This is a genomic window from Streptomyces sp. SP18BB07, from assembly GCF_036322545.1.
GTDB lineage: Bacteria > Actinomycetota > Actinomycetes > Streptomycetales > Streptomycetaceae > Streptomyces > Streptomyces deccanensis.
This window is the reverse complement of record NZ_JAQYWT010000363.1, coordinates 253,083-275,176: the sequence shown is the minus strand read 5'-3', so window position 1 is coordinate 275,176 and position 22,094 is coordinate 253,083. Positions and strand designations below refer to the sequence as shown.

Below are 22,094 nucleotides of genomic sequence, written 5' to 3'. Positions count from 1 at the left end.
GCCATGCGTGTACTCGTCGCCGGGGCCACCGGCGTGGTCGGACATCCCCTGGTGGGCGCGCTGCGGGCGCGGGGCCACCGGGTGAGCGCACTGGTGCGGCAGGGGTCGCGGGCCCGGGCCCCGGAGGCGGACGAGGTGGTGGTCGCCGACGCACTGGACCGCGAAGCCGTGCTGTCGGCGGTGTCGGCCGCCCGGCCCGAGGTGGTCGTCCACCAGCTGTCCGCCCTGCGTCTGCTGCGGGACGACCCGCCGGAGGCCTTCGCCCGCACCGCGCGCCTGCGCGTCGAGGGCACGGCCCACCTGATCGAGGCGGCCCGCGCGGCCGGCGCGCGCCGCCTGGTGGCCCAGTCCATCGCCTTCGCCGCCGCCCCGGCCGGCGACCCGGTCCTCGACGAGGACGCGCCCCTGTACGTCGACGCCCCCGACCCCGGCTGGGCCTCGACCGTACGGGCCGTCGCCGAGCTGGAACGGCAGGTGACGGCCGGCGACCTGGAGGGCGTGGTGCTGCGCTACGGCACGCTGTACGGACCCCGCACGGCGTACGCCCGTACCGGCGCCACCGCAGGATCCGTACAGGCCGGTCGGCTGCCGCTGCCGGGCGGCGGAGCCGGGATCATGTCGTTCCTGCACGTCGAGGACGCGGTGGGAGCGGCCGTGACGGCCGTCGAGTCCGACGCCACCGGGGTGTTCCATGTGACGGACGACGATCCGGCCCCCGCCGCGCAGTGGCTGCCGCACCTCGCCCGGATGCTCGCCGCTCCCTCCCCGCGCACGGTCCCGGCGGACCTCGCGCCCCGGCTCCTCGGCTGGTTCATGACCCACCAGCTCACCTCCGCGCGCGGCGCGGCCAACGACCGGGCCCGTACGGTCCTGGGCTGGAAGCCGACCAGACCGAGCTGGCGCGACGGGCTGGGCCGGGAATGACCCGTGCCGAGGACGCCCTCGCCGTCTGTGTGATCGGCGCCGGTCCGCGTGGGCTCTCCGTGCTGGAGCGGATCTGCGCCAACGCGGGCGGGGTCGGGCGGCCGGTCGAGGTCCACCTCGTCGATCCGTACCCGCCGGGCGCGGGCGCGGTCTGGCGCACGGACCAGCCGGGCGAGCTGCTGATGAACACGGTCGCCTCCCAGGTGACCCTGTTCACCGACGACAGCGTGGACTGCGCGGGACCGTCGGTGCCGGGACCGAGCCTGTACGCCTGGGCGTGCGCGATCCGCGACCGGGCCGTGGGGCAGGACCGGGAGCACGGCTACGGTCAGGAGGTCGGCCGGGACGTCGTACAGGCGCTGCCCGCGCGGGTCGTGGAGGAGGCCCGGCGGCTCGGCCCCGACACCTATCCGACCCGTGCGTTCCACGGGCACTACCTGGAATGGGTCTTCCGCCACCAGTTACGCACGGCCCCCGCCCACGTGACGGTCCGCACCCACCGGACGACGGCGGTCGCGCTGACCGACGACCCCGTGACCGAGCGGAACGAGCACACCGCGGGCCGCCGGAGCGTCGAGGTCACGGGCCGGCGGAGCGTCGAGGTCACGGGTCGGCGGAGTGAGGAGGCCACGGGCCGGCCGCAGCGGGTGACGCTGGCGAACGGTGACCGGCTGTCGGGGCTGGACGCGGTGGTGCTGGCCCTCGGCCACGGCGATCTGACGCCGTCGCCGGAGGAGCGCGCGCTGCGCTCCTTCGCCGACCGCCACGGCCTCGTCCACGTGGCCCCCGCGAACCCGGCCGACGCCGACCTGAGCGGGATCGCGCCCGGCACCCCGGTCGCCCTGCGCGGACTGGGCCTGAACTTCTTCGACTGCCTGGCCCTGCTCACCGAGGGCCGCGGCGGCACGTTCAAGGAGGGTGCGTCCGGTCTGGTGTACCTCCCGAGCGGCAACGAGCCCGTCCTGTACGCCGGTTCGCGGCGTGGCGTCCCGTACCACGCCCGAGGTGAGAACGAGAAGGGCGCGCTCGGGCGCCACGAGCCGCGTTTCCTGACCGCGGACGTCATCGCGGGGCTGCGGCGCCGGGTGGCCGACGGGCACCCCCTGGGCTTCCGCCGGGACCTCTGGCCGCTCGTCGACCGCGAGGTGAGGACCGTCTATCACGAGGCATGGATCCGCGCCGCCCGAGGACCGGAGGAGGCCGAGGAGTTCGTACGGTCGTGCCGCGCGGACGCGGACGGACGGGGCGAGGCGGCCCTGCTCGACCGTCACGCGGTCCCGCCCGGCGAGCGATGGGACTGGACGCGGATCGAACGCCCCTACGGCGAGCGGAGGTTCACGGGCCGCGCCGACTTCCGGAGCTGGCTGCTGGCCTATCTGCGCCGGGACGTCGCCGAGGCCCGCCGCGGCAATGTGCACGGCCCGTTGAAGGCGGCGCTGGACGCCCTGCGGGACCTGCGCAACGAGATCCGGCTCGTCGTCGACCACGGCGGAGTCTCCGGCGACTCGTACCGCGCCGAACTCGACGGCTGGTACACGCCGTTGAACGCCTTCACCTCGATCGGCCCGCCCGCCTTCCGTGTCGAGCAGCTGATCGCGCTGATCGAGGCGGAGGTCGTGCGGCTGCTCGGCCCGGGGATGCGGGTACGGACGTGGTCGCCCGGTGCCAGTCCGGCGGAGGGCGAGGGCGGATTCCTTGTGGACGCCGAGTCGGTGGACGACCCTCCGGTGCGGGTCGCCGCCCTGATCGAGGCCCGGCTGCCCGCCGTGGACCTGCGGCGGAGCACCGACCCGCTGCTCCGAGGGCTGCTCGCGTCCGGCGCGTGCGGCCCGTACCGGCTGCCGGGCGAGCCGGGTCACGAGCCCGGCGGACTGGCGGTCACCGACGGCCCGCCCCGGCTGGTGGACGCGGCGGGCCGGCCGCATCCGCACCGGTTCGCCTTCGGCGTGCCGGTGGAGGGGGTGCGCTGGGTGACGGCGGTCGGCATCAGGCCCGGCGTCGGCTCGGTGACGTTGGAGGACTCGGACGCGATCGCACGGGCGGCGCTGGGGCTGGGACCGGTACGGGCGCCGGGGCCGGAGGCGGCACCGGGGGCGGGGGCGAGACCGGGAACAGGAACGGGGCCGGAGCCGGAGCCGGTACCGGGGCCCGGGAGCCACGAGAGCACCGTCGTTCCATCCCCACACCGGACATCCGGCACGAGGAGTCGATGAGCATGAACGCGATGTCCGCGGGCACCGACGCGGGCCTGCTCGCCCCCACGTGGGCGGGCACCCCCGTCGCGGCCGAGGTGACCGACGAGGCGTGGTTGCAGGCCATGCTGGACGCCGAAGTGGCCCTCGCCCGCGCCCAGCACGCGGTCGGGCTGACGCCCGCCGCCGTCGTGGAGACGATCGCCGCGGCGGCCCGGGCGGAACGGCTCGACCTGGTCGCGCTGGCCCACGCGGCCCGGGCGTCCGCCAACCCGGTGGTCGCCCTGGTCACCGTCTTCGGCGAGGCCGTCGCCGCGAGGGATCCGGCCGCCGCGGAGTATGTGCACCGGGGCTCCACCAGCCAGGACATCCTGGACTCGGCGGCGATGCTGATCGGCCGTCGGGTGCTCGATCTGATCGCGGCGGACCTGTGCCGCGTGATGGCGGCCCTCGCCTCACTGGCCGACACCCACCGCCACACCGTTCTCGCCGGCCGCACCCTCGCCCAGCACGCGGTGCCGACGACCTTCGGGTTGAAAGCGGCGGGGTGGCTGGAACTGGTCGCCGACGCGTCGGTGCGGGTGCGGGCGGTGGCCGCGCGGCTTCCGGCGCAGTTGGGCGGAGCGGGCGGGACGTTGGCCGCGTATCGGGAGTACGCGGTGATGGACCGCGAGGCCCTGGCCGGAACGGACGGGGGAACGGACGGCGGAACGGATGGGGGAACAGGCGGCGGAACGGACGGCGGCGATCCCGGCGAGGGCGGGCTGGAGCTGCTCAAGCCGTTCGCCGAGGCGCTGGGCCTCGCCGAGCCCACACTCCCCTGGCACACCGTCCGTACTCCCGTCGCCGAACTCGGGGCCGCGCTCCAGCTCGTCACCGGGGCGCTCGGGAAGTTCGCGCTCGACGTGCAGACGCTGTCCCGTACGGAGATCGGTGAGCTGTCCGAGCCGGCGGGGGCCGGACGTGGCGCCTCCTCGGCCATGCCGCAGAAGCGGAACCCCGCGCTGGCCACGCTGATCGTGTCGGCCGCCCGGCAGGTCCCGGCGCACGCCCTGGTGCTGGCGCAGTGTCTGCTCGCCGAGGACGAGCGGCCCGCCGGGGCGTGGCACGCCGAGTGGCAGCCGCTGCGGGAGGCGCTGCGGCTGACGGGCGGGGCCGCGCACACCGCCGTGGAGCTCGCGGAAGGGCTGATCGTCCACCCCGAGCGCATGCGGGCCAACCTCGACCTGACCGGCGGCGCCATCGTCGCCGAACGCCTGAACGTGGCACTGGCCCCGGTGCTCGGCAAGGTCCGCGCGAAGAAGCTCCTGAGCGCCGCCTCGGCCGAGGCCGCCGACACCGGCCGCCCGCTGCGCGCGGTGCTGGCCGCCGACCCCGAACTGTCCGCCCGGTTCTCCCCCGACCGGCTCTCCGAACTGCTCGACCCCGCCCGGTACACGGGCGCGGCCGAGGCCCTGATCGACCGGGCCCTGCGCAGATACGACGAGCTGAGCGCGGAGCCGCGCGCTCACGAGAAGAACGGAGGCACGCGGTGAGCACCGTGAGCCGGACGACCGCGACACCGGCCGCCCCACCCACCCGCTCCTGGCCCGTCCTCCTGGTCGTGGTCTGCGCCCAGATGCTGATCTGGCTGGACACCTCGATCCTCAACGTCGCCGTCACCACCCTCGCCGACCCGGTGGAGGGGCTGGGCGCCACCCCCGGCGAACTGGAGTGGGTGGCGAGCGCGTACACCCTGGTCGTCGCCGGCACCCTGTTCGCGGGTGGCGCGCTGGCCGACCGTTTCGGCCCCCGGAACACGCTCGTCGCCGGACTCGCGCTGATCGGCGTGGCCTCCGGCGCGGGCGCGTTCGTGGACAGCCCGGAGTGGCTGATCGTGGCCCGCGTCTTCATGGGCACGGGCGCCGGCCTGTTGATGCCGGCCACGCTGACGGTCATCGTGCAGAGCACCCCGGAGGAGAAACGCACCCGGGCGATCGCGATCTGGAGCTCGTCGAGCGGTCTCGGCGTGGCCATCGGCCCGGTCGCCGGCGGGGCGCTGCTCAGCCACTTCTGGTGGGGCTCGGTGTTCCTGGTCAATGTGCCGATCGTCGCCCTGTGTCTGCCGGCGGTCCTGGCCGTCGTCCCCGACCTCGGCGGCTCCCGCCGCCGTGTGCTCGACCTGCCGGGCCTCCTCCTGTCTGTGCTCGGCCTGGGCGGGGTGGTCTACGGCATCATCGAACTCGGCGGCGGCAGCGCCTGGTACGGGCCGCACGTGCTGCTGCCCCTGGTGCTGGGCGCTGTCGTGCTGGCCGTCTTCGTCGCCGGTCAGCGCAGGTCCGCGACACCCAGCCTGGATCTGCGGCTCTTCCGGCAGCCCGGCTTCACGGCGGGCAGCGTGGTGCTGCTGATCGCCTTCATGGCGTTGGCCGGCCACCTGTTCTACGCGGCCTTCTATCTCCAGGGCCCCCGGGGCCTCTCCCCCGCCGACGCCGGAACCGTCATGATCGCCGCCGCGATCGGCATCGTCCTGGGCAGCCAGGCCTCCCCGGCGCTGAGCCGTCGGCTGTCGGCCCGCTGGACCGTCGCTGCCGGGGTCCTGGCCACCGCCGCCACCTACGTCGCGTACGCCTGGCTCGACGGGGAGACCCCGCTGTGGGTGGTCGTCGCGCTCCTGTGGATCCAGGGCTTCGGCATGGGAGTGGTCGGCACGCCGGTCACGGCCGTGATGATGCGCGGGGTGCCGCCACAGCTCGCGGGCGCCGGTTCCGCCGTCAACAGCGTCACCCGGCAGGTGGGCGGCACCCTCGGTGTGGCCATGGCCGGCTCCATCCTCTCGGCCGTCTACCGGGACCGGATGGCCGAGGCCGAACTGCCCGGCCCCGCACAGGGCTTGTCCCCCGCCGCAGGGGAACAGGCCCGCGCCTCCGCCGAGGCCGCCCGCGCCCTGGCCGACTCGCTGAACCTGCCCGACCTGGCGACCGCTGCCGACCGCGCCTTCCTCGACGCCATGTACGCCGCCACGCTCTCCGTCGCCGCCCTCGCCCTCATCGGCTGCGCGGTGGCGGTGACGGGCCTGCGCAACCGCACGACACCGGAGCACCGAAAACCCGAACGCGAACGCGAACCAGAACCAGAACCAGAACCAGAACGCGAACGCGAACGCGAACCCGAATCCACCCCACAGATCCGGACGCGACCGCAGAAGCCCACCCAGGTGTCGGACCCGGCGCGGAGAGGAACCGCACGATGACACAGCCGCCGACCACGGAGACGGCTGCACCCACCACCCCGGCCACGGCCACAGCGGCTGCCGCTTCCCCGACGCCCGCGGCCCGCTCGGTCCTCGTCACCGGAGGCAACAGGGGCATCGGACTGGCCATAGCCCGCCGCTTCGCGGCAGCCGGGGACCGGGTCGCCGTGACCTACCGGAGCGAGGCGCCCCCCGCCTCCGAGGGCTTCCTCGCCGTACGGTGCGACGTGACGGACAGCGCCCAGGTCGACCAGGCCTTCAAGGAGGCCGAGACGGCCCACGGCCCGGTCACCGTCCTGGTCGCCAACGCGGGCGCTACCCGGGACCGGCTGCTGGTGCGGATGTCGGAGGAGGACTTCGTCTCCGTCGTCGACACCAACCTCACCGGCGCCTTCCGGGTCGCGCGGCGTGCGGTGCGCGGCATGCTGCGCGCGGGCCACGGCCGGATCGTCCTGCTCTCCTCCACGGCGGCCCTGCACGGCTCGCCCGGCCAGACCAACTACGCGGCGGCGAAGGCCGGCCTCGTCGGCTTCGCCCGTTCCCTCACCCAGGAGCTCGGTTCCCGGGACATCACCTGCAACGTCGTCGCCCCCGGGCTCACCGAGACGGACATGAGCCACGCCCTCACCCCGGAACAGCGCCGCGCACTGCTGAGCACCACCCCCGCCGGGCGCCCCGGCACCCCGAAGGAGGTCGCCGACGCGGTGGCCTTCCTGGTCGGCGCGGGCTACGTACGCGGCGCCGTGATCCCGGTCGACGGGGGCGCCGGGCTGGGCCACTGAGGCACTCCGGGACCGGGTGGGGAAGCGGACGTCGCGCGGCCGCCCGTTTCCCCACCCCCGTTCGGAACGCCGATGAGGACTAGCTCCGCCCGCGCAGCGCCCGGTACTTGGCGACCAGGGCCTTCGTGGACTCGTCGAGCCCCGGCACCTCGGCCCCTTCCGTGAGCGCCGGCTCCACGCGCTTGGCGAGGACCTTGCCCAGCTCGACGCCCCACTGGTCGAAGGAGTCGATGTTCCAGACGGCGCCCTGGACGAACACCTTGTGCTCGTACAGTGCGATCAGCTGACCGAGGACCGACGGGGTCAGCTCCTTCGCCAGGATCGTGGTCGTCGGGTGGTTCCCCTTGAAGGTCTTGTGCGGCACCAGCTCCTCCGGCACGCCCTCCGCCCGCACCTCGTCCGGCGTCTTGCCGAAGGCCAACGCCTGGGTCTGGGCGAAGAAGTTGGCCATCAGGAGGTCGTGCTGGGCCTTGAGCGTGTCGCTGAGCTCGGCGACCGGCTCGGCGAAGCCGATGAAGTCCGCCGGGATCAGCTTCGTGCCCTGGTGGATCAACTGGTAGTACGCGTGCTGCCCGTTGGTCCCCGGCGTGCCCCAGACCACCGGCCCGGTCTGCCACTCCACCGGCACCCCGTCCCGGCCCACGTACTTGCCGTTGGACTCCATGTCCAACTGCTGGAGGTAGGCGGTGAACTTGGAGAGATAGTGGCTGTAGGGCAGCACCGCGTGCGACTGGGCGTCGTGGAAGTTGCCGTACCAGATGCCCAACAGGCCCAGCAGCAGCGGCACATTGGACTCGGCGGGTGCCGTACGGAAGTGCTCGTCGACGATGTGGAAACCGTCGAGCATCTCCCGGAAGCGGTCGGGCCCGATCGCGATCATCAGGGACAGCCCGATCGCCGAGTCGTAGGAGTACCGCCCGCCGACCCAGTCCCAGAACTCGAACATGTTGGCCGTGTCGATGCCGAAGTCCGACACCTTCTCGGCGTTCGTCGAGAGCGCCACGAAGTGCTTGGCGACGGCCTCGGAGCCGGCCTTCAGCTCGGTGAGCAGCCAGTCGCGCGCGGAGGTCGCGTTGGTGATCGTCTCGATGGTGGTGAACGTCTTGGAGGCGATGATGAACAGCGTCTCCGCCGCGTCCAGGTCCCGCACCGCCTCGTGCAGGTCGGCCCCGTCCACGTTGGACACGAAACGGACGGTCAGATCGCGGTCGGTGTAGGAGCGCAGCACCTCGTACGCCATCGCCGGGCCGAGATCGGAGCCGCCGATGCCGATGTTGACGACGTTCTTGATGCGCCTGCCTGTGTGGCCGGTCCACTCGCCGGAGCGGATGCGCTCGGCGAAGGCGGCCATCCTGTCGAGCACGGCGTGCACACCGGGCACCACGTTCTCGCCGTCGACCTTGATCACCGCGTCGCGCGGGGCGCGCAGCGCGGTGTGCAGGACGGCACGGTCCTCGGTGGTGTTGATCTTCTCGCCGCGGAACATGGCGTCCCGCAGCCCGAACACGTCGGTGGCGGCGGCCAGCTCGCGCAGCAGCCGCAGTGTCTCGTCGGTGACCAGATGCTTGGAGTAGTCGACGTGCAGATCGCCGACCTCCAGTGTGTACCCGGCGCCGCGCCCCGGGTCGGCCGCGAACAACTCCCGCAGCCGGACGTCACCCTGCTGTTCCCGGTGCTCGGCCAGCGCGGTCCACTCCGGCGTCTGGTTGAGCCTGGTACGGCTTTCTGCGTTCATCTCGGACTTCAGCCTTCTTTCCTACCTGGTCCTGCCTGCGTACCTTGCCCCGCTGCCGTTCCAACCTAATTGATCACGACGAAACACGAGCCGTCGTCCCCCGGTCGTCGGGCACAACAACAGATACGTCCGCCCCGAGCGCCGGTATCAGCGTGATCACGGACACGACGAAGAAGGCGGCGAGCAGGGACGGCGTGTGCGTCCCCCAGGCCGTGGCGACGGCTCCGCCCAGGGCACCGAGGGGTGGCTCCGAGGGGTGCGCTGTTACGGGGCCACCGTCGCGAACCCGACGTCGCACAGCGCGGTGGCGGCGCGAGAGCGGTCATCACGCCATACACCCCCAGCGCCATACGCCTCCGGCCGGGCACCCTCGGTGCCCGGCCGGTGTCGTTCGCTAGATCTCGCCCCGCAGTTTGGCGAGCGCCTCGGCGAGGATCGCCTCGCCGTCCGCGTCGCTGCGCCGCTCGCGGACGTAGGCGAGGTGCGTCTTGTAGGGCTCGGTGCGCGGTGGGTCCGGCGGGTTGTCCCGGTCCTGTCCGGCCGGGAAGCCGCAGCGCGGGCAGTCCCAGGTGTCGGGGACCTGAGCGTCGCTGGCGAAACTCGGCTGGGTCTCGTGTCCGTTGGAGCACCAGAAGGAGATGCGCAGCCGGGGTGCGGACTCGCCGCGCTCGGCTTCGCCCATCGGCCCCGCCCCGACCCGGCTTCCTCGGATCGCGTTGCCACTTGCCACGGTCGTAACTCCCTGCGTGATGGTGCGGCGAAGCGAGTCGGCGTTTCGCTTCGCTGCGAGCGCCTCAGTCTACGTAAGGCCCAACGCGCGTCCAGTGATTGGAGTTACATCCCGCCCACAGACGCAAGCCCCATGATAGGCCGCGCTCGAAGTCGCGTACCCGGCATGGGGCTTTACGTGCGGAATGGTGCGTCCGTGACGCGTTGTTCGCCGGTGTCGGCCTGAGGGTCAGTTGTTGACCTTCATCAGGATGCCGAGTACGACAATGCACGCGAACCACAGCAGACCGACCACGACGGTGATCCGGTCGAGGTTGCGCTCGGCGACCGAGGAGCCGCCGACGGAGGACTGCATACCGCCACCGAACATGTCGGAGAGGCCGCCGCCCTTGCCCTTGTGCATCAGCACCAGCAGCATCATCAGCAGGCTGAAGACGATCAGGGCGATCGAGAACCCCATAACCACGGCTGGACCAACTTCCTCGGATTCTGATGGACTGCGGGGACCGGCCGCGGCGGCCGGTCCCCGCAAGAGTACGACGTCTCGCTGCTACCGCCTACTCGCTGGTCTTCGGTTCGCCGCCGGGGCGCTCCGATCCGGTGTCGACGAGCCGACCGTGCTCGGCCCTTCGGGCCTCCGCGCGCTCGACTCGTCGACACCGGCCGCGCCCCGGCGACTCACTGGTCGCGGAAGCGCACGATCTTGACGAACTCGTCGGCGTCCAGCGAGGCACCGCCTACCAGGGCCCCGTCGATGTCGGCCTGGGCCATGATCTCGGCGACGTTCCCGGCCTTGACGGAGCCGCCGTACTGGATGCGGACCTTGTCGGCCAGCTCCTGGCCGTACAGCTCGGTGAGCTTGGCGCGGATGGCGGCGCAGACCTCCTGGGCGTCCTCGGCGCCGCAGACCTTGCCGGTGCCGATGGCCCAGACGGGCTCGTAGGCGATGACGACGGTCTCGGCATGCTCGGCGGGGACGTCCTTGAGGCCGCCCTCGACCTGGGCGAGGGTGTGGGCGACGTGGTTGCCCGCCTCGCGGACCTCCAGCTCCTCGCCGACGCACAGGATCGGGGTGAGGCCGTGCTTGTAGGCGGCCTTGACCTTGGCGTTGACGATCTCGTCGGTCTCGTCGTGGTACTGGCGGCGCTCGGAGTGGCCGATCGCCACGAAGGTGCACTTGAGCTTGGCCAGCATCGGGCCGGAGATCTCGCCGGTGTAGGCGCCGGAGTCGTGGGCCGAGAGGTCCTGGGCGCCGTACTTGATCTTGAGCTTGTCGCCGTCGACCAGGGTCTGGACCGAGCGCAGGTCGGTGAAGGGCGGCAGGACCGCGACCTCGCAGGCCTCGTAGTCCTTGTCGGCGAGGGCGAAGGCGAGCTTCTGGACGTGGGCGATGGCCTCGAGGTGGTTGAGGTTCATCTTCCAGTTGCCCGCCATCAGGGGCGTACGCGTGCTCATTGAGGGTCAGTCCTCCAGTGCGGCGAGACCGGGGAGCGTCTTGCCCTCGAGGTATTCGAGGGAGGCGCCGCCACCGGTAGAGATGTGGCCGAATGCGTTCTCGTCGAAGCCCAGGATCCGTACGGCCGCGGCGGAGTCGCCGCCGCCGACGACCGTGAAGGCCTTGGAATCGAGGAGTGCCTGGGCGACCGCCTTGGTGCCCTCGGCGAAATCGGGGTGCTCGAAGACGCCCATGGGGCCGTTCCAGAAGACGGTGGCGGCGTCGGCGATCTTCGAGGCGTACAGCGTGGCGGACTCCGGACCGATGTCCAGGCCCATCTGCCCGGTGGGCATGGCGTCCGCGGCGACCGAGGTGGCGTCGGCCGGAGCCTTGCTCTTCAGGTCCGGGAAGGCGGGCGCGACGACGGCGTCGACGGGCAGGACCAGCTCGACACCGGTCTTCTCCGCCCGCTCCAGGTACTCGGTGACCGCGCCGAGCTGATCCTCCTGGAGCAGGGAGCCGCCGACCTCGTACCCCTTGGCCTTGAGGAAGGTGTAGGCCATGCCGCCGCCGATGAGGATGCGGTCGGCCTTGCCGAGCAACTGGTCGATGACGGCGAGCTTGTCGGAGACCTTGGCGCCGCCGAGCGCGACCACGTAAGGGCGCTGGACGTCGTCGGTGAGCTTCTTGAGGACGCCGACCTCGGTGGCGATGAGGTACCCGGCGTAGTGCGGCAGCCGGGCCGGGAGGTCGAAGACCGAGGCGTGCTTGCGGTGCACCGCGCCGAAGCCGTCGCCGACGTAGACGTCCGCGAGGGCGGCCAGCTGATCGGCGAAGGCGCCGCGCTCGGCGTCGTCCTTGCTCGTCTCGCCGGCGTTGAAGCGCAGGTTCTCGACGACGGCGACCTGACCGTCGGTCAGGCCCGCGACCGTGGCGGTGGCGGACTCGCCGACCGTGTCCGTCGCGAACGCCACGTCGGCGCCGAGGAGTTCACCGAGGCGGGCGGCGGCCGGGGCGAGGGAGAAGGCCGGGTCCGGGGCGCCCTTGGGGCGGCCGAGGTGGGAGGCGACGACGACGCGCGCGCCCGCCTCGGCCAGCGCCTTCACGGTGGGCAGGACGGCGCGGATCCGGCCGTCGTCGGTGATGGTGGTGCCGTCGAGCGGCACGTTGAGGTCGGCGCGGACGAAGACCCGCCGGCCGGCGACTGGCTCGGCGAGGAGCTCGTCGATCGTCTTCATGGAGAGGGCTCCCGAGGAGGACTTGTGGTGCTCGTGATCGTAGGAGGAACCGCTTTTGTACGTGCGGCAGGGCTCGGGCGACGCGTCCCTGCGCCGCCCGAGCCCTGCTCTCACACGGAAGTGCCCGCTCTGCCGATCAGAGCTGGCCGCCGACGAAGACCGTGAGGTCGACGAGGCGGTTGGAGTAGCCCCACTCGTTGTCGTACCAGCCGAGGATCTTCACCGAGTTGCCCTCCTGGACCATGGTCAGGGAGGAGTCGAAGGTGCAGGAGGCCGGGTCGCTGACGATGTCCGAGGAGACGATCGGGTCCTCGGTGTAGGCCAGGTAGCCCTTGAGGTCGCCGTCCTCGGATGCCTTCTTGAACGCGGCGTTGACCTCGTCCTTGGTGACCTCGCGCTGGAGCGTCACGACCAGGTCGGTGGCCGAGCCGGTCGGGACCGGGACGCGCATCGCGATGCCGTCGAGCTTGCCCTTGAGCTGCGGGAGGACCAGCGCGGTGGCCTTCGCGGCGCCCGTGGTGGTCGGGATGATGTTCTCGGCGGCGGCGCGGGCGCGACGCAGGTCCGAGTGCGGGAAGTCCAGGATGCGCTGGTCGTTGGTGTAGGCGTGGACCGTCGTCATCAGACCCTTGACGATGCCGAAGTTCTCGTCGAGGACCTTGGCCATCGGCGCCACACAGTTGGTGGTGCAGGAGGCGTTGGAGATGACGTGGTGGTTCGCCGGGTCGTACTTGTCCTGGTTGACACCCATCACGATAGTGATGTCCTCGTCCTTGGCCGGAGCCGAGATGAGGACCTTCTTGGCGCCGCCGGCGAGGTGCTTCTCGGCGTCGGCCTTCTTCGTGAAGATGCCGGTGGACTCGATGACGATGTCGACGCCCAGCTCGCCCCACGGGATGTCCGCGGGGTTGCGCTCGGAGAGGACCTTGATGGTGTGGCCGTCCACGGTGATCGTGTCGGCGGTGTTCGACACCTCGGCCTTGAGACGGCCGAGGATGGTGTCGTACTTCAGCAGGTGAGCGGTGGTCGCGGTGTCACCCAGGTCGTTGACAGCCACGATCTCGATGTCCGCACCCTGCTCCAGCAGCGCGCGGAAGTAGTTACGACCGATGCGGCCAAAGCCGTTGATGCCTACGCGGATCGTCACGAACCGATCTCCTCGTTGGTACGCCGGCTCAGTGCCGGCGAGCTGTATGGGATGTCCCCGACCGCCTACGACCCTACCTCCCCGGCACCCGTCGAGTGACATCGAGATGCCCTATACATGCCGGTGCGGTCCGTACTCACCGGTAGGGGTACGGACCGCCCTGGTTTTACAAGGTGATTACCTTTTGAGCGGCCCCCCGATCATCTGATTTCCGATGTCCGGAGGGCCGCCCACGAGGTCTTTCCTCACCCCTTCGGCCCAGTCGGCACTCAGTTCCTCAGTGCCGCCAGCGCCTTGCCGAGCAGTGCCTTGCGGTCGGCCGCCGAGACGACCTGCTCCAGACCGAAGCCCAGCAGCACCGTGTCGTCCGTGGTGACCGCGCCGAAGGTCTTGAACAGTTCACCCGACAGGCCCCAGTCCTTCACGACCGCCGGGCTGCCCGCGGGCGGGCCGGGGGTGCTCCACGCGCCGAGCGAGGTCTCGAAGCCCTCCACCGCGCCGGGCGTGCCGCCGATGACGACGATGGCGTTGTCGGCGAGGAGGCCGCGACCGCCGCTGCCGGGGTCGGTGACGTAGCTGAGCGAGACCTCGACCTTCTTGCCGGCGTAGGCGGACAGGTCGAACTCGACCTGCTGCCAGCCGTCCGAGGCCCCGGTGAAGCTGTTCCAGGCGCCGCTGGTGCCGCTGGGCGTGCAGCCCCCGGCGCCCACGGTCAGGTACCGCTTCAGCGCGGGGTGCCCCTGGACGAAGAACCCGGCCTCGCACTCGGTGGGCACGGTGGTGGAGGTGGCACCGCCGGCCTCCGGCAGCGTCGTCCAGTCGTCCGCGCCGACCGTGTGCGCCTCCAGGAGGGCGTGGTCGTACCCCTCCTCCGTGCTCCACAGCAGCTGGGTCCGCAGGGTGGGCCTGTCCGCCGCGGTCACCGAGGTGAGGTCGATGGTGCGGGTGAGCCGGTTCCAGGCGTAGTCGGTGTGCGTGGCCGCCGCCATGGAGGCGCCCTCGTAGGGGCCGTACGGGTTGACGGTCCCGGGGTACTGACCGGCGCCCGCGCTCGCGAACTGCGGGAACGTCTCCACGGGCAGGGCGTCGGAGGTGACACCGAACGATCCGGCGGTGTTCAGCGGGTTCCCGGGCGCGTCGCCGAGGGTTCCCGAGAAGCCGTCGAGCTTGGCGAGACCGGCGAAGGCGGTGGCGTTCGGCAGGGAGGTACGGCTGTACGCGCCCAGGTAGTACTGGCTGAAATCGTTCGACAGCGTGCCGCCGCCGAGGTCGACGGAGCCGCCGGCGCTCTCGCCCGACTCGATCAGCTTGCCGCCCTCGTTGAGGTAGGCGCGCAGGGCGAGCTGGGTGGCGACGCCCGGCCGGACGGCGCCCGTGTAGTGCACGACCTGCTTGAAGTGCTTCAGTACGCCGAGCGCGTCGGGCGCGCCCTGGGTCGCGACGTCCCAGACGAGCGCCTTCTTGCCGTTGGCCTTCAGCGCGTCCACGTAGACCTGCGTCTGGGTCGCGGTCGCGCCCTCCTCGGCGACGACGAGCGTGTCGGCCTTGGGGCGTTCGGCGATCGTGTAGGTGAAGCGCTCGCTCCTGGTCGGCTTGCCGCTCTTGGTCTCACCGGTGAACCAGACCTCGACCTTGTCGCCCGGCTCGCCGTCCTGCACCTTGGCCCGGTACTCGTCGAAGTACAGGTTGTCCGCGCCGCCGAACGTCTCGCCGCCCTTCCATGCCTTGAGCGTCTGGTCGTACGTGGGGCCGCGGCCGTTGATCCGGTACTTCAGTTCCTTGTCGCGCACGGACTTGCGGGCGACGACGGAGATCGTCTGGTCGGCGCCGCGCGAGTACGACGTGGTGAAGGCGGCCGGGGTGAAGTCGGGGGCGTCGATGCCGACCGAGGACTTCGGCTGGTCGGGCTTGACCGCGGACTCGGCGACGGAGAGCGCGAAGGGGATGTTCTTCTCGAACTCCTGCTGGATCAGCTTCTCGTCGTCCGGGAACGTGAAGACCGAGGCGCAGTCCTCGGGTTTCCAGGCGTCGTCCGGGTCGATGTTCGACGCGGTCTGGCAGGTCGACATCTCGGGGGTGAAGAACGCCGCGCCGTTGACGTTGGAGGCGTGGCCGTTCGCCTCGCCGTTCGTCGTGTACAGCTCGGAGGAGAGCTGGGGGTGGTACCCGGGGATCGCGGGGTTCTCCGGGGTGCCGGCCAGCGACTTGTAGAGCACGTCGTCGGGGCTGGGGCTGGCCACCTGCCAGCCGACGCCGTAGAGGATGAGTTCGGCGGCCGAGTGGTAGTTGATGCCGTACTCGAAGCCGATGCGCTTCTCGAAGGCGTCCAGGACCTTGGTCTCGGGCTCCGAGTTCGGGCCGTCGCCGCGGTAGGTCTCGCTGGTGGGGAACGGGGAGGAACCCTCGTTGTCGTAGCCCCACTTGTAGGCGAAGTTGCGGTTGAGGTCGACGCCGTCGCCGACGGTGATGACGTTGTCGCCGTTGACGTCCCGCAGGTTCTTGCGCCACTGGCGGTTGCCGTCGGCCTGGTGCGTGAAGTCGTAGCCGTCCGGGTTGGCGGAGATCACGAACCACAGCTCGGTGGAGTCGACGATCTTCTTGATCCGCTTGTCCGTCTTGTAGTTGTCCAGGTAGTGGTGCATCAGGCGCCGGGTCATCTCGGGCGTGATCCACTCACGGGCGTGCTGGTTGGACAGGTACAGCACCGACGGCTTGGCGCCGTCCTTGGTCTTCTTCGCGTTCTTGGTCAGTTTGACCGCGAGGATGTCCTGGCCCCGCAGGGTCTTGCCGAGGGAGACCACCTTGGTCAGGGAGGGGTGCTCCTGACCCGTCCGGAGGATCTCCTCCTTGAGGTTGCCGGCGCCGCTGTAGGGGCGGTAGACCCCGTCGCCGGCGGCGTCCACACGGGCCTCGGCCTTGCTGGTGAGGCGGTGTTCCCTCAGCGAGACGCCCTGCTCCTCCAGGGCGTCCGCCTGCTTGTCGGTGAGGTAGACCTCGACCGACGCGGTGCCCTTCTCCGGCGCCTGCTCGCTGAGTTCGTGACCGTCCTGCCCGGCCGCGAGCAGCAGCGGTATCTGCTTCTTCGTCACCTCGGCGCGGAAGACCTTCACGTCGTCCGCGTCCGAGCCGTCGTTCTCGGCCGCCTGGGCGAGCGGTGCGAGTCCCGCACCACCGCCCAGCAGGAGCGCGCCGGCAGCGAGGATCGATCTCGCTCTTCGTCTCATGAGCCCCCCTTGCAGTGGTTCGCCCCAGCGGCGAACAGACGCCAGGCTCATGTCAGACATGGGTCACGTCAAGGGTGCCTCACAGGCCATACACGGAATTCACGCAGAAAGCCGAAGGCCGGTGCCGACAGCACCCAAATGGGTGTCGGCACCGGCGAGTTGAGCTGTACAGGGGTGCTGTCACCCCACGAGGTTATCGGCCATCTCCTCGGTGAGGCTGGCCTCGGTCCCCGGGATGCCGAGGTCCGACGCGCGCTTGTCGGCCATGGCGAGCAGCCGCCGGATCCGGCCCGCGACGGCGTCCTTGGTCAGCGGCGGGTCGGCGAGCGCGCCCAGCTCCTCCAGGGAGGCCTGCTTGTGCTCCATCCGCAGCCGTCCGGCGGCCGCGAGGTGCTCGGGGACGTCGTCGGCGAGGATCTCCAGGGCGCGGCCCACCCGGGCGCCGGCGGCGACGGCGGCCCGCGCCGAGCGGCGCAGGTTGGCGTCGTCGAAGTTGGCAAGCCGGTTCGCCGTGGCCCGGACCTCGCGGCGCATCCGCCGCTCCTCCCACGCCAGCACGGACTCATGGGCGCCGAGGCGGGTCAGGAGCGCGCCGATGGCGTCCCCGTCGCGTACGACGACCCGGTCCACGCCCCGCACCTCGCGCGCCTTGGCCCCGATCGACAGCCGACGGGCGGCGCCGACCAGCGCGAGGGCGGCCTCCGGGCCCGGGCAGGTCACTTCCAGGGAGGACGAACGGCCGGGCTCGGTGAGCGAGCCGTGGGCCAGGAAGGCGCCGCGCCAGGCCGCCTCCGCGTCACAGGTGGCACCGGAGACCACCTGGGGCGGCAGACCGCGGATCGGGCGGCCCCGGCCGTCCACCAGGCCGGTCTGGCGGGCCAGCTGGTCACCGCCGGCGACCACCCGGACGACGTAACGGGAACCGCGGCGCAGGCCGCCGGGGGCCATCACGATCAGTTCGGAGCCGTGGCCGAAGATCTCCGCGATGTCCCGCTTGAGGCGGCGGGCCGCCATCGCCGTGTCCAGCTCCGCCTCGATCACGATGCGGCCGCTCACCAGGTGCAGCCCGCCCGCGAACCGCAGGATCGCCGAGACCTCCGCCTTTCTGCAGCAGGTCCGGGTGACGGGTAGCCGAGAGATCTCGTCCTTCACCGCTGCCGTCATCGCCATGGGCCGATCCTTCCATGCATCCGAAAAATACGGTCGTACGCGGCGGCCAACAGCTCCGGGTCATGCCGCGGAGATCCGTCGGTCCGGGCCACCGGCGCCAGCTCGACCGCGGCGCCGAACCGTTTGGCGGCGTCGGTCAGGGAGTCGCGGTCGGGCACGGCGGCCTCGTCGGCCAGCACCACGTCCAGGGCGAGTTTAGGGGCGTGTCGTGCCAAAACCTCCAAATGACGCTGCGGGGAGAAGCCATCGGTTTCTCCGGGCTGCGGGGCGAGGTTCAGCGACAGCACGAGACGGGCCTTGGTCTCGGTGAGGGCGTCGAGCAGCTCGGGCACGAGCAGGTGCGGGATCACCGAGGAGAACCAGGAGCCGGGGCCGAGGACCACCCAGTCGGCGTCGCGGACCGCCGCCACGGCCTCGGGGACGGCGGGCGGGTCGTGCGGCACGACGTGCACGGACTGGACCTCGCCGGGGGTGAGCGCGACGGTGGCCTGTCCCCGCACGGTGTCGACCTCGTCCGGGCGGGCCGGGTCGTGCCCCTTGACCAGTGCCTGGAGCTCCAGCGGGACCGCGGACATGGGCAGCACCCGACCCTGGGCGCCGAGCAGCCTGCCGACCAGGTCGAGGGCCTGGACGTGGTCGCCGAGCTGTTCCCACAGGGCGACGATCAGCAGATTGCCGACCGCGTGCTCGTGCAGGTCGCCCTTGGACTGGAAGCGGTGCTGGATGACGCGGGCCCAGGTCTGGCCCCAGTCGTCGTCGCCGCAGAGCGCGGCCAGCGCCTTGCGCAGATCGCCGGGCGGCAGAACGCCCAGCTCGTCACGGAGGCGTCCGCTGGAGCCACCGTCGTCGGCGACGGTGACGACGGCGGTGAGGTCGCCGGTGATCCGGCGGAGCGCGGCGAGCGAGGCGGACAGGCCCATGCCGCCGCCGAGCGCGACGACCTTGGGCTGGGCTCCCCGGCGGCGCGGCCTGGCCCCGCGGGCCTCGGCGGGCCGGTCGGTACGGCCCTCCGGGACGACCCGGCGCAGTCTGCTCAGCCTGCTCAGCCGGGACGAGGTGGGTCCGGTCACTCGCGCCCCATGTCCCGGTGCACGACCACGGTCTCGACGCCCTGGGAGGCGAGGCGGGCGGCGAGCTTCTCGGAGGTGGCGACCGAGCGGTGCTTGCCACCCGTGCAGCCGACCGCGATGGTCACGTACCGCTTGCCCTCGCGGCGGTAGCCGGCGGCGATCATCTGGAGCAGCTCGGTGTAGCGGTCGAGGAACTCCTTGGCGCCGGGCTGGTTGAAGACGTACGCGGACACCTCCTCGTTCAGGCCGGTGAACGGGCGCAGCTCCGGGACCCAGTGCGGGTTGGGCAGGAAGCGCATGTCGACGACCAGGTCGGCGTCGACCGGGAGGCCGTACTTGAAGCCGAAGGACATGACGGTGGCCCGCAGCTCGGGCTCCTCCTCGCCGGCGAACTGGGCGTCCATCTTGGCGCGCAGCTCGTGCACGTTCAGGCTGGAGGTGTCGATGACCAGGTCGGCGTCGCCGCGCAGCTCGCGCAGCAGCTCCCGCTCGGCGGCGATGCCGTCGGTGATCCGGCCGTCGCCCTGGAGGGGGTGCGGGCGGCGCACCGACTCGAAGCGGCGCACCAGGGCGTCGTCGGAGGACTCCAGGAAGACGATTCGCCGGGTGACGTGCTTGGTGGCCAGGTCGGCGAGGGAGTCGCGCAGGTTGTCGAAGAAGCGGCGGCCGCGAACGTCGACGACGACCGCGATCCGGGCCACGTTCCCCTGGGAGCGGGCGCCGAGCTCCACCATGGTGGGGATCAGCGCGGGCGGCAGGTTGTCGACGACGAACCAGCCGAGGTCCTCCAGACACTTGGCGGCCGTGGACCGTCCGGCACCGGACATGCCGGAGATGATGACCAGCTCGGGGATGGCCGCCTCGGGGACCCCGGCTGTTTCGCTGCCCGTACTCACGTGTGCTCCGTCTTCGTGTGGCGCTGGGTGCTGCGGGGTATCGTCGCCCGCCGCGCTGTGGGCTGCCCCGCGCTCCGCTGTGTGCTCGTGGTGCTGTTCTTCTGGACGCTCTGAGCGCTCCTGGGGTTCTGAATGTTCCGGGAGGCCCGGGCGCTCGTCGTGCTCGGTCATGTCTCCTGCCCTCGCCGCCGGTCCGGGGCGCCCGCGGCCACGGGCTCCCCAGAGGGGTCCGCCGTCGTACCGGGCTCCTCTTCCTCCATGATCTCTCCGGTCGCCGTGTTCACGGCGGGTGCGGCCGGAGTCGCCAGGGCGAGGGCCGCCGCGATCGTCTCGGCGGTCTTGCGCCCTATGCCGGGAACCTCGCAGATCTGCTCGATCGTCGCGGAACGCAGCTTCTTCAGCGAACCGAAGTGCTTCAGCAGGGCCTGCTTGCGAGCCTCCCCGAGGCCGGGCACGTCGTCCAAGGGGCTCGCCCGGAACCGCTTGGCGCGTTTGGTCCGCTGGTAGGTGATGGCGAAGCGGTGGGCCTCGTCGCGGACGCGCTGGAGCAGATAGAGGCCCTCGCTGGTGCGGGGCAGGACCACGGGGTCGTCCTCGCCGGGCACCCAGACCTCCTCCAGGCGCTTGGCGAGGCCGCACACGGCGATGTCGTCGATGCCCAGTTCGTCGAGGGCGCGCCGCGCGGCGGCCACCTGCGGCTGCCCGCCGTCCACGACGACGAGCTGAGGTGGGTAGGCGAACCGTCTGGGACGGCCGTCGTCGTCCTTGAGACCGCCCGTCGGGCCGCCGTCACCGGATTCGGCGGCGTCCTCCTCCACCCACTCGCCGGTTTTCTCCTTCTCCGCGAGGTACCGCCGGAAGCGGCGGGCGATGACCTCGTGCATGGAGCGGACGTCGTCCTGGCCCTCGCCGTGCCAGACCTGTGTGTCTCCGACACGACCCTTGATCTGGAAGCGGCGGTACTCGCTCTTGCGGGCGAGGCCGTCCTCGAAGACGACCATGGAGGCCACGACGTCGTCGCCCTGGAGGTGGGAGATGTCGTAGCACTCGATCCTGAGCGGGGCGCTGTCCAGGTCGAGGGCCTCGGCGATCTCCTCCAGGGCGCGGGAGCGGGTGGTCAGGTCGGAGGCGCGCCTGGTCTTGTGCAGCACGAGCGACTGCTGGGCGTTGCGCGCGACCGTCTCCATGAGCGCCTTCTTGTCGCCGCGCTGCGGGATGCGCAGGGAGACATTGGCCCCCCGACGCTGGGTGAGCCACTCCTGGACGGGCTCGAGGGGGTCGGGCAGCGCCGGGACGAGGACCTCCTTGGGCACGGAGTCGCCCGTCTCCTCGCCGTACAGCTGCTGGAGCGCGTGTTCGACGAGGTCACCGGTGGTGACGGCCTCGACCTTGTCGGTGACCCAGCCGCGCTGGCCGCGCACGCGTCCGCCGCGGACGTGGAAGATCTGGACGGCCGCCTCCAGCTCGTCCTCGGCGACGGCGATCAGGTCGGCGTCGGTCGCGTCGGCGAGCACGACCGCGTTCTTCTCCATGGCCTTCTTCAGGGCCTCGATGTCGTCCCGCAGCCGGGCGGCCCGCTCGTACTCCATCTCCTCGGCCGCGTCCGTCATCTGCTTCTCCAGACGGCGGATGTACGTGCCCGTGCGCCCGGCCATGAAGTCGCTGAACTCCTCGGCCAGTTCGCGGTGGTCCTCGGCGGAGACGCGGTCGACGCAGGGGGCCGAGCACTTGCCGATGTAGCCGAGGAGACAGGGGCGGCCGGTGCGGGCCGCGTTCTTGAACACCCCGGCCGAGCAGGTGCGCACGGGGAAGACCCGCAGCAGCAGGTCGACGGTGTCCCGGATCGCCCACGCGTGCGCGTACGGCCCGAAGTACCGCACGCCCTTCTTCTTGTGACCGCGCATCACCTGCACGCGCGGGTACTGCTCGTTCATCGTGACCGCGAGGTACGGGTAGCTCTTGTCGTCGCGGTACTTGACGTTGAACCGGGGGTCGAACTCCTTGATCCAGGAGTACTCCAGCTGCAGCGCCTCGACCTCCGTGGACACCACGGTCCACTCCACGGAGGCGGCCGTGGTGACCATCGAGCGGGTGCGCGGGTGGAGGCCGGCCAGGTCCTGGAAGTAGTTCGCCAGGCGCTGGCGCAGGCTCTTCGCCTTCCCGACGTAGATCACCCGGCGGTGCTCGTCACGGAACTTGTACACCCCGGGGGAGTCCGGGATCTGTCCCGGACTGGGGCGGTAGCTGGAGGGATCGGCCATGCACCACACCCTACTGGCGGGGAGTGACAACACGGGGGCCCTGTGGACAAGGGCCGGTC

General features: G+C 71.5%; 16 protein-coding genes. 5 read left to right on the top strand and 11 right to left on the bottom strand.

From position 1 onward, the window contains the following. Positions 1–3: 3 nt before the first annotated feature. The 5 genes from PUR53_RS42390 to fabG are packed head-to-tail and all read left to right on the top strand — an operon-like array spanning position 4 to position 7,130. Positions 4–924 (top strand): NAD-dependent epimerase/dehydratase family protein, encoded by a 921-nt coding sequence (locus tag PUR53_RS42390; RefSeq protein ID WP_329912096.1) that lies wholly within the window; start codon positions 4–6, stop codon positions 922–924. Then, positions 921–3,137: an FAD/NAD(P)-binding protein gene (locus PUR53_RS42385; protein ID WP_329912095.1), complete on the top strand. Its 2,217-nt coding sequence runs from the start codon at positions 921–923 to the stop codon at positions 3,135–3,137. The genes PUR53_RS42390 and PUR53_RS42385 overlap by 4 nt, the downstream gene beginning before the upstream one ends. 2 nt (positions 3,138–3,139) lie before the next feature. Further along, entirely contained in the window at positions 3,140–4,651 is a 1,512-nt protein-coding gene (locus PUR53_RS42380) for a class-II fumarase/aspartase family protein (protein ID WP_329899135.1), read from the top strand. Continuing rightward, a complete protein-coding gene (locus PUR53_RS42375; protein ID WP_329912094.1) occupies positions 4,648–6,348 on the top strand; it encodes an MFS transporter in 1,701 nt (566 codons plus the stop codon). The genes PUR53_RS42380 and PUR53_RS42375 overlap by 4 nt, the downstream gene beginning before the upstream one ends. Continuing rightward, complete coding sequence (gene fabG, locus PUR53_RS42370) at positions 6,345–7,130, top strand: 3-oxoacyl-ACP reductase FabG (RefSeq protein WP_329912093.1); 786 nt, start codon at positions 6,345–6,347, stop codon at positions 7,128–7,130. Before PUR53_RS42375 ends, fabG begins: the two co-directional genes overlap by 4 nt. A 79-nt stretch (positions 7,131–7,209) precedes the next feature. Here fabG and pgi read toward each other — a convergent pair whose 3' ends face one another. The 11 genes from pgi to uvrC all read right to left on the bottom strand — a co-directional run bounded on the left by pgi (position 7,210) and on the right by uvrC (position 22,035). Then, a complete protein-coding gene (pgi, locus tag PUR53_RS42365) occupies positions 7,210–8,865 on the bottom strand; it encodes a glucose-6-phosphate isomerase (RefSeq protein ID WP_329912092.1) in 1,656 nt (551 codons plus the stop codon). A gap of 394 nt (positions 8,866–9,259) precedes the next feature. Beyond that, positions 9,260–9,595 carry an RNA polymerase-binding protein RbpA gene (locus PUR53_RS42360; protein WP_003957010.1) on the bottom strand — a complete coding sequence of 112 codons (336 nt, stop codon included), beginning with the start codon at positions 9,593–9,595 and terminating at the stop codon, positions 9,260–9,262. Positions 9,596–9,823: 228 nt separating this feature from the next. Further along, entirely contained in the window at positions 9,824–10,054 is a 231-nt protein-coding gene (secG, locus tag PUR53_RS42355; RefSeq protein ID WP_029181151.1) for a preprotein translocase subunit SecG, read from the bottom strand. Between the two features lie 218 nt (positions 10,055–10,272). Next, positions 10,273–11,049: a triose-phosphate isomerase gene (gene tpiA, locus PUR53_RS42350; protein WP_329912091.1), complete on the bottom strand. Its 777-nt coding sequence runs from the start codon at positions 11,047–11,049 to the stop codon at positions 10,273–10,275. A 6-nt stretch (positions 11,050–11,055) separates the two neighbouring features. Next, the gene (locus PUR53_RS42345; RefSeq protein WP_329899130.1) at positions 11,056–12,267 is read right to left on the bottom strand and encodes a phosphoglycerate kinase; all 1,212 of its coding nucleotides are present in this window, start codon (positions 12,265–12,267) and stop codon (positions 11,056–11,058) included. A gap of 136 nt (positions 12,268–12,403) precedes the next feature. Beyond that, positions 12,404–13,414, bottom strand: coding sequence for a type I glyceraldehyde-3-phosphate dehydrogenase (gene gap / locus PUR53_RS42340; RefSeq protein ID WP_033526621.1), 1,011 nt, complete (start codon positions 13,412–13,414; stop codon positions 12,404–12,406). A 269-nt stretch (positions 13,415–13,683) separates the two neighbouring features. After that, positions 13,684–16,638: a M14 family metallopeptidase gene (locus PUR53_RS42335; RefSeq protein ID WP_329912090.1), complete on the bottom strand. Its 2,955-nt coding sequence runs from the start codon at positions 16,636–16,638 to the stop codon at positions 13,684–13,686. Between the two features lie 180 nt (positions 16,639–16,818). Further along, positions 16,819–17,808: a DNA-binding protein WhiA gene (gene whiA / locus PUR53_RS42330; RefSeq protein ID WP_329899128.1), complete on the bottom strand. Its 990-nt coding sequence runs from the start codon at positions 17,806–17,808 to the stop codon at positions 16,819–16,821. Continuing rightward, positions 17,799–18,878 (bottom strand): gluconeogenesis factor YvcK family protein, encoded by a 1,080-nt coding sequence (locus PUR53_RS42325; RefSeq protein WP_329899127.1) that lies wholly within the window; start codon positions 18,876–18,878, stop codon positions 17,799–17,801. The genes whiA and PUR53_RS42325 overlap by 10 nt, the downstream gene beginning before the upstream one ends. After that, positions 18,875–19,945 carry an RNase adapter RapZ gene (rapZ, locus tag PUR53_RS42320; protein ID WP_329899126.1) on the bottom strand — a complete coding sequence of 357 codons (1,071 nt, stop codon included), beginning with the start codon at positions 19,943–19,945 and terminating at the stop codon, positions 18,875–18,877. The genes PUR53_RS42325 and rapZ overlap by 4 nt, the downstream gene beginning before the upstream one ends. Then, entirely contained in the window at positions 19,942–22,035 is a 2,094-nt protein-coding gene (uvrC, locus tag PUR53_RS42315) for an excinuclease ABC subunit UvrC (protein ID WP_329912089.1), read from the bottom strand. Before uvrC ends, rapZ begins: the two co-directional genes overlap by 4 nt. Between the last annotated feature and the right edge of the window lie 59 nt (positions 22,036–22,094).